This window comes from Novosphingobium sp. NFX11, from assembly GCF_057376415.1.
Genome location: NZ_CP080384.1, coordinates 973,653 through 986,857 on the forward strand (window position 1 = coordinate 973,653; position 13,205 = coordinate 986,857).

The 13,205-nt window shown below is 65.0% G+C and carries 6 protein-coding genes, 1 tRNA gene and 3 pseudogenes; 6 read left to right on the forward strand and 4 right to left on the reverse strand.

Annotated features, from left to right (window positions below; all coding sequences use genetic code 11):
• The first annotated feature begins 126 nt into the window (after positions 1–126).
• The 4 genes from secA (at position 127) to KZO24_RS05015 (ending at position 7,947) form a co-directional block, all read left to right on the forward strand.
• A complete protein-coding gene (gene secA / locus KZO24_RS05000) occupies positions 127–2,877 on the forward strand; it encodes a preprotein translocase subunit SecA (RefSeq protein ID WP_271181048.1) in 2,751 nt (916 codons plus the stop codon).
• 233 nt (positions 2,878–3,110) lie between these two features.
• Positions 3,111–5,843 (forward strand): autotransporter family protein, encoded by a 2,733-nt coding sequence (locus KZO24_RS05005; RefSeq protein WP_271181047.1) that lies wholly within the window; start codon positions 3,111–3,113, stop codon positions 5,841–5,843.
• Positions 5,844–6,430: 587 nt separating this feature from the next.
• Positions 6,431–6,607 (forward strand): hypothetical protein, encoded by a 177-nt coding sequence (locus KZO24_RS05010; RefSeq protein ID WP_486486935.1) that lies wholly within the window; start codon positions 6,431–6,433, stop codon positions 6,605–6,607.
• The gene (locus KZO24_RS05015) at positions 6,604–7,947 is read left to right on the forward strand and encodes a PepSY-associated TM helix domain-containing protein (protein ID WP_271181045.1); all 1,344 of its coding nucleotides are present in this window, start codon (positions 6,604–6,606) and stop codon (positions 7,945–7,947) included. The genes KZO24_RS05010 and KZO24_RS05015 overlap by 4 nt, the downstream gene beginning before the upstream one ends.
• 4 nt (positions 7,948–7,951) lie before the next feature.
• On the opposite strand, the gene KZO24_RS05020 is transcribed toward KZO24_RS05015, so the two are convergent.
• On the reverse strand, positions 7,952–9,070 hold the full coding sequence (locus KZO24_RS05020) for a GGDEF domain-containing protein (protein WP_271181044.1): 1,119 nt from the start codon (positions 9,068–9,070) through the stop codon (positions 7,952–7,954).
• Between the two features lie 90 nt (positions 9,071–9,160).
• Positions 9,161–10,479: pseudogene (locus tag KZO24_RS05025) on the reverse strand (M20/M25/M40 family metallo-hydrolase).
• A 101-nt stretch (positions 10,480–10,580) separates the two neighbouring features.
• On the opposite strand from KZO24_RS05025, the pseudogene KZO24_RS05030 reads away from it, so the two are divergent.
• A pseudogene (locus KZO24_RS05030) lies at positions 10,581–11,592 on the forward strand (2-hydroxyacid dehydrogenase).
• Between the two features lie 85 nt (positions 11,593–11,677).
• Here the strand turns inward: KZO24_RS05030 and KZO24_RS05035 are convergent.
• Both KZO24_RS05035 and KZO24_RS05040 read right to left on the reverse strand, forming a co-directional pair.
• Positions 11,678–11,752, reverse strand: a tRNA-Asn gene (locus KZO24_RS05035).
• A 110-nt stretch (positions 11,753–11,862) separates the two neighbouring features.
• Positions 11,863–12,668 (reverse strand): annotated as a pseudogene (locus KZO24_RS05040) (NAD kinase).
• 89 nt (positions 12,669–12,757) lie between these two features.
• Between KZO24_RS05040 and KZO24_RS05045 the strand changes: the two are divergent.
• Positions 12,758–13,186: a diguanylate cyclase domain-containing protein gene (locus KZO24_RS05045; RefSeq protein ID WP_486486936.1), complete on the forward strand. Its 429-nt coding sequence runs from the start codon at positions 12,758–12,760 to the stop codon at positions 13,184–13,186.
• The last annotated feature ends 19 nt before the right edge of the window (positions 13,187–13,205 follow it).

Here is a 13,205-nt window from a genome sequence, read left to right on the forward strand (position 1 = left end):
CGCCGCCCGGCAACTTTCGCATCCTCGCGAGCTTATTCACGCGCCCGGCCGTTCGGCCGCCTCCTTGTGAGCTTGGGCCGCGTACACCGACCATATGTAATTCACGAAAAACAGGGGTTCACCGCCATGCTCGGCGCACTCGTCAAGTCCATCTTCGGCTCGTCCAACGAGCGTTACGTCAAGTCGCTCGACAAGATCGTCGCCCAGATCAACGCCTTCGAGCCTGCCATGGAGGCCATGAGCGACGAGGAACTCGCCGCCCAGACCCCCAAGTTTCGCGAGATGCTGGCCAGCGGCTCCACGCTCGACGACATTCTCCCCGAAGCCTACGCCACGGTGCGCGAAGCCTCCAAGCGCGTGTACGGCATGCGCCACTTCGACGTGCAGATGATCGGCGGCATGGTGCTCCACCGCGGCGAGATCGCGGAAATGCGCACGGGTGAGGGCAAGACCCTCGTGGCGACCGCGCCGACCTACCTGAACGCGCTGGAAGGCAAGGGCGTCCACGTCGTCACCGTCAACGACTACCTCGCCCGCCGCGACGCCGAGCAGATGGAGAAGCTGCACGGCTTCCTCGGCCTGACCGTCGGCGTGATCGTGCCTAACCTCAACGAGTGGGAACGCCGCGAGGCCTACGGCGCCGACATCACGTACGGCACCAACAACGAATTCGGCTTCGACTACTTGCGCGACAACATGAAGCACGAGCGCAGCCAGATGGTGCAGCGCCCCTTCAACTTTGCGATCGTCGACGAAGTCGACTCGATCCTGATCGACGAGGCGCGCACGCCGCTGATCATCTCCGGCCCGACCGACGACAAGAGCGAGCTTTACGTCCAGGTCGACGCGATCGTGAAGCAGCTGCTTGCCGAAGACTACGAGGCGGACGAGAAGACCAAGAACATCAGCCTCACCGAGGACGGCGTCGAGAAGGCCGAGCGCATGCTCGAGGCCGCCGGACTGCTCGAAGGCTCGAACCTCTACGATGTCGAGAACACGCAGGTCGTCCACCATCTCGACCAGGCCCTCAAGGCCGTGATGATGTTCAAGCGCGACACCGACTACATCGTCAAGGACGAGAAGGTCGTCATCATCGACGAGTTCACCGGCCGCATGATGGACGGCCGCCGCTGGTCGAATGGTCTGCACCAGGCGGTCGAGGCCAAGGAAGGCGTCAAGATCGAGCCGGAGAACCAGACGCTCGCCTCGATCACCTTCCAGAACTACTTCCGCATGTATCCCAAGCTCTCGGGCATGACCGGCACCGCCGCGACCGAAGCGCCGGAATTCTACGACATCTACAAGATGAACGTCGTCACCATCCCGACCAACGTGCCGGTGCAGCGCGTGGACGAGGAGGACGAGTTCTACAAGAACACGCTCGACAAGTTCGCCGCCATCGCCAAGCTGATCCGCGAGAAGTACGAGACCGGTCAGCCGGTCCTCGTCGGCACCGTGTCGATCGAGAAGTCGGAGCTGCTCTCGGACTTCCTCAACAAGGAAGGCGTCAAGCACTCGGTCCTGAACGCGCGTTTCCACGAGATGGAAGCGCACATCGTCGCGCAGGCGGGTTCGCTGGGCGCGGTCACCATCGCCACCAACATGGCGGGCCGCGGCACCGACATCCAGCTCGGCGGCAACGTCGAGTTCCGCGTCGAGGACGAACTGCGCGACATGCCCGAGGGGCCTGAGCGCGACGCCGCGATCGCGAAGATCAAGGCCGAAGTGGGCGAGCAGAAGCGCCTCGTCCTCGAAGCCGGCGGCCTGTGCGTCATCGGCACCGAGCGCCACGAAAGCCGCCGCATCGACAACCAGCTGCGCGGCCGTTCGGGCCGTCAGGGCGATCCGGGCCTGTCGAAGTTCTACCTCTGCCTCGAAGACGACCTGCTGCGCATCTTCGGCCCCGACACGCTGTTCTCCAAGATGATGAACAGCAATCTGGCCGACGGCGAGGCGATCGGTTCCAAGTGGCTGTCGAAGGCGATCGAGACCGCGCAGAAGAAGGTCGAGGCGCGCAACTACGAAGTGCGCAAGCAGGTCGTCGAATACGACGACGTGATGAACGACCAGCGCAAGGTGATATACGAGCAGCGCTCCGACATCATGGATGCCGAGGCGGTGGACGATGTCGTGGTGGACATGCGCCATGACACCATCAACTCGCTCGTCGCCGATGCCTGCCCGGCAGGTTCCTACCCCGAGCACTGGAACATCGCGGTCCTCAAGGAGAAGGTGCAGGACATCCTCGCCATCGACGCCCCGATCGAGGCGTGGATCGAGGAGGACGGCCTCGAGCCCGAGGACATCGAACAGCGCATCACCGAGCTGGCCGATGCCCACATGGCCGCGAAGATGGCGCAGGACGACCCGGCAATCTGGCGCCAGGTCGAGAAGTCGATCCTGCTCGACCGGCTCGATCATTACTGGAAGGAACACCTCGCCACGCTCGACGCGCTGCGCCAGGTGGTGTTCCTGCGCGCCTATGCCCAGAAGCAGCCGATCAACGAGTACAAGCAGGAAGCCTTCGGTCTGTTCGAGCGCATGCTCGACGGCATCCGCGAAGACGTGACGCGGATCATCTCGGTCAGCGAACTGCGCATGCCCGAGCAGACGCAGCTGCCTGAACTGCCCGACTTCCTGACCGGCCACATCGATCCGTTCACCGGTCTCGACAATTCGGCGGACGGCGATGGTTCGGCGCAGATGGCGCAACTGTTCGGCAACCTCGCGGGCAGCCCCGAGGGTGTCGTGCAAGGTGCTCCGGCAGGTGCTGGCGGCGAGGGCAACCCCTGGGCCGATCTCCAGATCAGCCGTAACGCGCCGTGCCCTTGCGGTTCGGGCAACAAGTACAAGCATTGCCACGGCGTACTGGCCTGAGGCGTCCGCAGGGTTTGAAAAGGGCGTCGCCGGTCTCCGGCGGCGCCCTTTTCATATGTATTTTAGAGGCTTATTATATTGAGTGTGCAGAAGTAATCATAAGTAAATATCGACTTGTTAATAATATAACTAGCCTTGTAATGTTCCTGACAGGGTTGATTACTGTTCGCCCGTATTTGGGTGGGTTAGTCCCTGTGCAGAGGCATCTTTCGCCTCTTCATGAGGGGGATATCATGTTTGGTAGTGCGACACCCAACACGCTTGCCGTGAACCCGAAGCGTGCCCGTATGGCGGTGAGCGCCATGGCACTGACCGCATCTCTGGCGCTGGCGGCGCCGGTCTGGGGGCAGGCCGTGGTCAATCCGGGCTTCGAGACCGGCGACACTTCCGGCTGGGTGCTGACCGGGGGCAGCTGGACCAGCACGGCGCAATGGCCGCCTGCGGACTCCACTTGGTCCGGAGCGCCCAATTCCTACACCATCACCAATGCCGGGGAACTCGATCCCACTACTGGTACGCCGACCGTCTTCGCGGGCAACCACGCCGTTCGGCTGAACGACATGAATCCCAACTACGGCGTCACCGCGCTTTCGCAGTCGGTCGCCAACTATACCGGCAACAAGCTCTACTACGCCTGGAACGCGGTGCTGGAGCCGTCGCACGGGGCGACGGACAGTCCTTCGTTCATCATCAAGGTGGTGGACAAGACGACCGGCAAGATCATCAACAACATCGCCTACAGCGCCTATACCGCACAGAATACAACGATCTTCCGTCAGGCCGGTTACTATGTGACCAGCGACTGGAAGGTCGAGGACATCGACATGGTCTCGGGCCATGATTACGATCTGTTGTTCGTGGCGCTTGACTGTCCTTACGGCGCGCATGTCGGCTACGTCTATGTCGATGGCTTCGGCAATGCCGTCCCCGCTGCCAACGCCAACGTGGACTTCGACCCGACTACGGACATCACGCGAGGCTCGGACGTGCTGATCCCGATCGGCGGCGATATTCCCGACATCGATCTCGCAAAAGCTTTCTACACGACGCAGGAGGTCAACGACGGGGACGTCAATCCGAACTTCGTCGGCGGTACGCTGCAGTTCGCCTCGGGCGGTGATGTGGCCACGGCTTTCACCGTCCAGAGCCAGGGCGGCACGATCGACAGCAATGGCTTCGACGTCGGGTTGACCGGCGGGCTCACCGGCGTCGGCGGCATGACCAAGACCGGCGCGGCCACGCTGACGCTTTCGAGCGCGATCAGCACTCTCAACGAAGGTTTCACCGTCGATGGCGGAGCGCTGCTGGTCAACTCGGCACTCTCGGCCGCGAGCGTCACCGTCAACGACGGAGCGCGGCTGGGCGGCAGCGGCACCATCGTGGCGGACGTCACGGTCAATTCAGGCGGCACGCTGGCCCCGGGCAACAGCCCCGGAACGCTGGTGGTCGCGGCAGGCGAGGTGACGCTGGCCGACGATGCCACTTTCGAAGTCGAGATCGACGGCCGCACCTACAACCCGGCAGGCGGCGCGGGCACTTACGATCGCCTTGCGCTGACTACCGGGGCGACGTTCCAGCCCAACGGTATTCTCGCGCCGACACTGCGCGGGATCGCCGGCGGCAACAACACCTTCACGCCGGTGGTGGGTGATACGTTCGTCATCGTCGATGGCGGCGCGGTCGGTTCGGGAGCCTTCGATTCGGTGACGCAGCCGACCTCGGGCCTCGCCGCCAACACCCGCTTCGACGTGATCTATCGCCCGACGCAGGTTCTTGCGGCCGTAACCCCCGTCAGCTTCGCGACTTTCGGGGCGGCCAATGGATGGAAGCGCAACGCCGTATGGGCGGCGGCGGGGCTCGATCCGCTTCGTCCGGCTGCCGGAGTGCGCAGCGGTACCTATTACGCGCTGTTCAATGGCCTCTATGGCTACGATGGCGATGAACTGGGCTACGCTTTCTCGCAGGTCAGCGGCGAGATCCACGCCGACACCATGCAGATGGCGCTGAACTCGGCACGTGACATCAGCCAGACGGCGCTGAGCGCGGCGCAAGAGCCTTGGGGCTGCCCTCCGGCCGTGCAATCGCCCGGCCAGTTCACCGACCCGCCGCCCCAGGGTGCCGAAGACGGGTGCGGCGTGGAATCGACCCGGAAGGGCGCTACCGCCTGGGGCCGCTACATCGGCCAGTCCACCGAAGTGGGCGAGGACGGCATCGCCTATGGCTATGACCGCAAGTCCCACGGCGTGATCGCGGGCGTGAACGCCGTCAATATCGACGGCACCCGGATCGGCGTCGGCGGCAGCTATACCGATGGCGACATGTTCAACGACGTCGGCAGTTCGGCGGACATCGAGACCTGGTCTGCCTTCGTCTATGGCGCGCATCGCTTCGGCGCTCTCTCGCTTGGCCTCGTGGCAGGCTACAACGAGGCGAGCGTGGATACGGTCCGCAATGTCGGCCTGACTACTGGCAACCTGCAGGCGACTGACAGCTACAAGATCAAGACGTTGACGGCGGCCCTGGAGGCCAAGTTGGATGTGAAGTTCGGTGATCGCTCGGTGATCCGGCCTGTGGCGGGGATCGAGATCGCGCGCAGCAAGGCCGGCTCGGTGTCCGAATCCGGCTCAACCGTTGTCGGTCTCACCATGCCGAGCGAGAAGTGGACGAGCGCGCGCACCAAACTCGGCGCGGAACTGGCGATCGGGGTCGGCAATCCGGTCGAGGTCGGCGTGTTCGGCAGTTGGCGCCACGAGTTGAAGGACGCGACCGCTGTGCGCACCGCCGAACTGGGCGCCGCAGACTGGCTGGTATCGAGCGTCGATGCCAACAAGGACTCGTTCGAGGCCGGCGGGCAATTGGGCATCAAGCTGACGAACGGCATCAAGATGCGCATCGAATACGCGATCGCGCGCCAAGGCGATTACCATACCGATCGCATGGCAGCGGGCGTCTCGATCAAGTTCTGATTGGCGGAGGAGAAGGGCGGGGCGAAAGTCGCGCCCTTCTTCGGCGTATGCTCGTTGTAATGGCCTTTGCCGCAGCGGATCGCGGCGCTTGCTTGATATTGAAAATTGCTCGCATTAGTTGCTCGGTGAGCAATTAGAGGGCCAGATGCGCGCGTTTCGATTCTTACGCCAGAGCGGCCGGCCATGACAGGTCACGATGTGCTGCTTGCCTTCGCCTCCGCGGCGGGCGTAACCGGGGTTGTAACCTTGCGGCTCGCATGGGCGCAGGCCCGGCGATCGATGCCGTTGAATGCGGCCGGCTGGGCGCTCTTGCTTATAGCGATCGTAGTCGGCTGGCTGGCCGATGGCGCCTGGGGCACATCCGTCGCAGTGCTCTGGACGATGGGCGCCGCTTTCGTGTTGTTGGCCTGGGCCGGCCTGAGGTCTGAACCCGGCAGGGCTGGCGCTTCCAACCGCCGTGCCGGGATGCTGCCGGAAAGCGGTGAGCCGCTTCGCCTTGGCGGACGCCTGCTGACGTTCACATTGGTCGGCATAGTCCCGGTACTGCCTTCAGCAGGCGGGGGCTGGCTCTTGCTGCGCTGGGGCGGATGCTGGGCTGGAGCGAGGCCAATGCATTGGCGCTGGCCTTTTTCGCGATGCCGATCCTATGGATGCTCATCGCCTACGCCGTTCTGATGCAGCCCGTACGACGCGGACAGGTCAAGGTGCTGGCCATCGCCAGCCTGCCGACATGGCCGACGCTGGCGGCAGGATTGCTCTCATGACGACCGCTCCCGATGCTTCGACCGTCAAACGCGCGCTATGGGCGCACGCTGCGATGGGGCTTGTCGCCGGCGCCTTGCTTTACATCGTCAGCCTGACAGGGACGATCGCGGTCTTCTACGCCGAACTCCAGCGCGTCGAGCAGGACAAAGCGCCTGAGATGACCGCCATTGCGCCCGGCGCGGTCCAGCGCGCGGTAGAGGCGGCGCTGAACGCCGAGCGCGGCGGCTCGACCACCACGCACCTCTACGTGCACATGCCCGTGGAAGAATTGCCGCGCACAACGGTCACCACTGATACCCGCGCCACTCATGTCGAGTCCGACGGGCGCCTGGCCAATGCCGAGGAGATCGGCTGGTCCGATTTCCTGGTGGAGCTTCATTACACGCTGAACCTGCCCGCGCTGGTGGGCATTTCCGTGGTCGGCGTTCTTGGGGTGATGATGCTGGCCCTTTCACTCACCGGCGTCATCGCCCATCCGCGCATCTTCCGCGATGCCTTCCTGCTGCGGGCGCGCAACCAGACCGGACCCGGGCTTGCGGACTGGCACAACCGGATGAGCGTGTGGTCGCTGCCTTTCACCGTGGCGGTGGCACTGACCGGCGCGGTGATCGGGCTTGGCTCGATCACGGCCTATGCCATCGCGTCGCTGGACTATGGCGGCGATATCGAGGCGGTCTACCAGCCCCTGTTCGGAGAGGAGGGCAAGCCCGACAAGCGGCATGCTCCGGCGCCGAACGTGGCGGCAGCGCTTGAATACATGGCGCGCCGCTACCCGAAGGTGACGATTACTTACGTGACGCTCCACGATCCGCTGACGCGCGGACAGGAAATCCAGGTTTCCGCCTTACACGCAAGGCGCCTGATTTTCGGCGAGACCTATAGGTTCGATGCGGAAGGGCGCTTCCTTGGCGTTGCCGGGCTGGCAGACGGTGAACTGGGGCAGCAGGCGGCGGCATCCAATTACCAACTCCACTTCGGTAGTTTCGGCGGATTGCCGGTGAAGCTGGCCTATGTCCTGTTCGGCATGGCACTGACTGCGATCTGCGCGACAGGTACGTATATCTGGCTCGGCAAACGACGGCGGCGCGGGCACGATGAACCGCGGCTGCTCAAGGCCTGGGACGCGGTCGTCTGGGGAAGTCCCATGGCGCTCGCGCTGACGCTGGTGGCGCGTTTTGTCATAGGTAACGGAGCGCCCTTCGCGGCTGTTTTCTGGATCGGAACCTTGCTGGTCCTCACCATCGCCTTTGCGCCGATCGCACCTTCGCGCTTTCGCCGCGTTCTGCAATTCGCGCTGGTCGTATCCTGTGTCGGCGCCGGAGGATTGGCGCTGGCTTGAGATTTCAGAGGACAGGCAGGAGAGGGCGCCGGGCTGCCTTGGCCTGATAGAGCGCCGCGTCGGCCCGTTTCACCGCATCGTCCAGAGTGGTGTCCTCGGCCGCGACTTGCGCCATGCCGATGCTCACGCCCCATCCCGATCCGGCGCCGTGATCGGCAAGGAAGGCTTTCAACGCCTGCGCAAAGACTTCGGCATCCTGTGCGGGCGGCAGGAGGACGAGAAACTCGTCTCCGCCATGGCGGACGACCTGGCCCGCCGATTTCTCGGCCAGTTGCCGGGCTTCCCGTCCGATCGTCGCAAGTACTTCGTCTCCGGCGGCATGGCCGAAGCGGTCGTTGATCGACTTGAAATGATCCACGTCGAGCGCGACGATCCCTGCGCCCGCGACCAGGAATTGCGGCGAGACATGTTCCAGCCCGGCACGGTTCCATGCGCCCGTCAGCATGTCACGCAAGGCAGCGTCGCGCAGGCGGCTTTGCACCAGTTCCACCGGGATCGCCAGCAGGCCGAGGTTGAGCACGCCGAGCAGGATCTGGTCGGACAGCATGGCCAGCAGCGCCACCCACTCGTCTCCGGGCATCGCCCAAACCGTCGCGACGATCGACAGCATGTAGCCCGGCAGGTAGGCCAGCATCGACAGCCCCGCCATGCGCCGCCCGGACGATTGCGCCGCGTTGCCGGTGAAGGCCAGGATGTACCCGGAAAGCCCCATCGAGATCGACAGGCCCAGCGCATCGCCTATCGTCTGCCAGATGCCGTAGGGCTGAACGAGCCCCGCGGCGCCCAACACAAGCGGCAGGCCATGGCCCATGGCCGCGCTGGCGATGGGAATGATCATCCAGCGTACGAAGGCGCTGCGTCCCTCCAGCAGGCGAGCCCCGGCCACCGGCAGCACGTTGGTCATTCCCAGCACTGCATAGAGCAGGGTGACGATGACAGGGGTGCGCAGCGGCGCGAACGAAAAGGCGAGGATCGCGCCGCTGTAGAGCAGCGAGGACATGCCCCAGCACAGGAAGTGCCGCTCGCTGCGGGCGCGCAGGAACAGCACCGTGAAGACGATGCCGAACGCCATCGAGGCGAGGATGCTGCACAGGCGCAGCGTATCGACGTCCGGAAAGCTCATTTGCGGCCCCTTATGGCCGGGGCCGTCTGGCAGCAAATGGTTAATTTACGATGGCGCGGATCAGGGCATGCATCATGACGGAAAACGCTGTCAGCGCCCGGCAGGCTCACGGCTCAGGCGCGTCATGAGCAGGGCGGCGCGCTTGATCTGGCGTGGGAAGCTGGAAAGGTCGACGCGCTCCTCGGGTGTATGATCGCCGCTGCTCGACGGGCCGAGCCCTGCCAGTCCATCGACGTACTGTGCGACGAAGCTGATGTCGCCCGCACCGCGCTTCAGCGGGTCGAGCGCGGGCATGGCCTTCAAACCGAGGTCGGCGTTGATCGTGTTGAGCCGGTCGAGCAGCGCCTGGTTGCCGGGTGTCGGTGCCATCGGCGGATAGCTGTCCTTGAAACGGATGGCCGCGTCGGTACGCGGCAGGTGACGGGCGACGATGGCCTGCATCCTGGCCTTGACCCGCTCGACCTGCTCGGGCGTCAGAGCGCGGTAGTCGCCCTTGGCGATCGCGACGGGCGGGATGATGTTGGTCTTGCCGGTGGCGGTGACTTGCGCCTCGTCCCCGCTGAGCGCTGCCGTGGCGCCGCCGCCGACGAGGCCGATGTTGAAGGTCAGGTTGGGCTCGGGTAATTCCTCGCGGAAGGCGGTGATGATGCGTGCGAGTTCGAAGACGGCGCCGTCGCCTACCTCCGGCGAGAAGATGCCGCTCGAATGCGCGGTGATCCCGCTGGCGGTGATCGTGTAATCCCCGCCGAGCGCCGCGCGACCGAGCCGTAGTCCTGTCCGTCGACGATCACCAGCCCCTCGAAATCGAGCGCGACGTCGGCCCGCTTGCCCGCAGCGATCAGGTCGGCGCGGGCCAGGCTGACGGGCTCGCCCGCTGCCTCTTCGTCGCCGGTGAGGACGACCTCGATGTTGGCGCCCGCCAGCGTGCCCGCCGCCTTCATCGCCTTGAGTGCGGCGAGCATCACCACGACGCCGCCCTTGTCGTCCGCCGCGCCGGGGCCGTGCAGCATGGTGCCTTCGCGCCGGGCGGTCTGGAAAGGGGAGCCTGGCTCGAACACGGTATCGAGATGGCCGATCAGCAGCATCCGGGTCGTCCCGCGCTTGCCCTTGTGCGTGGCGATGAGGTGCCCGGCGCGGCCCACCGCATCCATCGGCACCCAGCGCGTCTCGAAGCCCAGCGCCGCGAATTCGGGCGCGACCATGGCGTTCACCTTGCGCACGCCGTCAAGATTACGGGTGCCGCTGTTCTGCGCGACGAGCTTTTCGAGCAGGGCGATATCGCTTTCCGTGCCCGCATCGGCGGTGGTCACGATCTGGCGTTCGGCAGGCGACAGGGCTGCGAGGGCCGGCGCCGCGCCGAAGATCATGGGAAGCAGGGCGGAGAGGGTGGCGATGCGGATGTGAGACATGGCCTTACGATAGCCCCGATGCGGTCCGGCGCAAGGCCGCGGTGGACAGGACCTGCCGGGGCGGGCATCGTCGCGCCGGTCCATTCGAACGAGGTCGAACGATGCGCATCGCCGTCTATGGCACCCGTAGCTACGACCGCACGTTTCTGTCAGCTGCCAATGCGGATCATGGTTTCGACCTGCAGTTCCTCGATGCTCCCCTGACGCTCTCGACCGCCCGGCTCGCCGAAGGGCACGAGGCGGTCTGCGTCTTCGTCAACGACAAGGCCGACCGGGCCGTGCTCGAAGCGCTCGCGAGTGCAGGCGTGCGGCTGCTGGCGCTGCGGTGCGCGGGGTACAACAACGTGGATCTTGCCGCCGCCGACCGGCTCGGAATCGCGGTGGTGCGGGTGCCCGCCTATTCGCCCCATGCCGTAGCGGAATTCACCGTCGGGCTGCTGCTCTCGCTCGACCGCAAGATCCACCGCGCGTGGTCGCGGGTGCGGGAGAACAACTTCGCGCTGGACGGGCTTGTCGGCCGCAATCTCCGTGGCCGGGTGGCGGGCGTCGTCGGCACCGGCCAGATCGGCGCTCTCGTCGCCCGCACGCTGCGCGCCGGGTTCGGCTGCGACGTGCTGGCGAGCGATCCGGTGGTCGATGAGGGGCTGGTCGAAATCGGCGTGCGCTACGTCGAGCGCGAGGCTTTGCTGCGCGAGATCGGAGATCGTCACGCTGCACTGTCCCCTGACGCCGGATACGTATCACCTGATCGATGCCGCCGTGCTTGCAGCGGCGCGGCCGGGTCTTGTCGTGGTCAACACCAGTCGCGGCGCCCTGATCGACACCGCCGCGCTGATTGAGGCGCTCAAGCAGCGCCGCGTCGGCGGCGTCGCCCTCGATGTCTACGAGCAGGAGGCGGGGGTCTTCTTCGACGACCTGTCCAGCGAGATCATCGACGACGACCTGCTGCAGCGGCTTCTGACGTTCCCCAACGTGCTGATGACCGGCCACCAGGCATTCCTCACCGAAGAAGCACTGGACGCGATCGCGCGGACCACACTGCAGAGCGTAAGCGACTTCGCAGCCGGCCGCGGGCTGCCGAACCGGATTCGATCGGAGACGGTAAGAAGCTGATCTTTGGAAGTATTATCCGCTGTCGCGCGCCCGTTTGGGGGCGAGCGGTCATCATCCTGGGATCATGATCTGGAGCGGAAGAAGTTGGCTCCCCGAGTAGGATTCGAACCTACGGCCATTCGATTAACAGTCGAATGCTCTACCGCTGAGCTATCGGGGAGCAGCCTGTCAGTGTTACCACCGCCGGGCAGGGGTGCGCCAATAACAGCTTCATCGGCCTTGGCAACCCCGTGATGCAGAAAATCTGATCTATTTTCGAAATTTCTTCCTTCAGACCTGGAACTGCTCGGCGAAGATCCGCTCCTCCAGCGTGAAGCCGGGGTCGAACAGCAGGGTCAGCTCCTTTTCCGCCGTCGCGCTGATCCGCACGATGGCGACATCGCGCACTTCCTTGTGGTCGGCGACGGCGGCGACGGGGCGCTTGCCGGGCTCGAGGATGCGCAGCTCCACGCTCGCGCTTTCCGGCAGGATCGCGCCCTTCCAGCGGCGGGGGCGGAACGGGTTGAGCGGCGTCATCGCCACCATGCGCGAACCCAGCGGCAGAATCGGGCCATGGGCCGAGAGGTTGTATGCGGTGGAGCCCACCGGCGTTGCCAGCAGGATGCCGTCGCCCGCCAGTTCCTCCATGCGTACCCGGCCGTTGATGCGGACTTCGATCTTCGCGGTCTGGCGCGTCTCGCGCAGCAGGGAGACTTCGTTGAAGGCATAGTAGCTGAAGCGTTCGCCGCTCTGCGTCACCGCGTTCATGCACAGCGGGCGCACGGGGACCGGGTGCGCTTCGGCCACGCGCCGGGCAATGGTCTCGCCATCCTCGAGCGGGCCGTTCATCAGGAATCCCAGCGTGCCCAGGTTCATGCCGTAGACCGGCTTGATCGAGATCATGGTCCAGCAATTCGTGCAACACGTGCAGCAGGAAGCCGTCTCCGCCCAGCACGACCAGCACGTCGGCCTCCTGCGAGGACACCCATGGATGCGAGATCGCGCAGGAGCATGGCCCCGGCCTGGGCCTTGGCGCTGTCGGAGACGATGAGCGCCAGCTTCACGTCTTTCCCCATCATGTTTTCCGAAGGTCCCATTCCGGGACCGGGGCTCGCGAATTTTGAAGGGTTTTGCAAGGGGTTTGGGTTATGGCGGCGTGATGGGCGTTAAACTGAACGATGCAGGCATGAAAGATCGGGTCCGCAATCCTGCGAAGCGGATCGAGGATCGTCTGTCAGGCATTCCCGGGCTCGACGCAGTCCACGATCGCATCGCCGCGTGGCGCGAAGACCCGGCGCTGATGCCGCACCTGGCGCATGTCCACGCCATGCTGCTCAGCCTGCGCCGCCTCGATGCGATCAACATGGCTTATGGCGAGGCCGCGGGCGACGGCGCGCTGGAGGAAGTCGCCGCGCGCATCGGCCACTTCGCGGAACAGGAACTCGACGGCCCCTGGCTGCTGGCGCGCGCAGGCGGCGGCAGCTTCCTTCTCGTCGCCAACGAGGCCTGCAGCCGCGAGCGCTGGCAGCTTGTGGCGGACCAGCTGGCCGACATGATCGCACGGCCGATCCCGGTCAGCACCGGCATGCTGCGCCTTTCCCCCGTGTCGCGCTGATCCGCGCGCTGACCGGCGA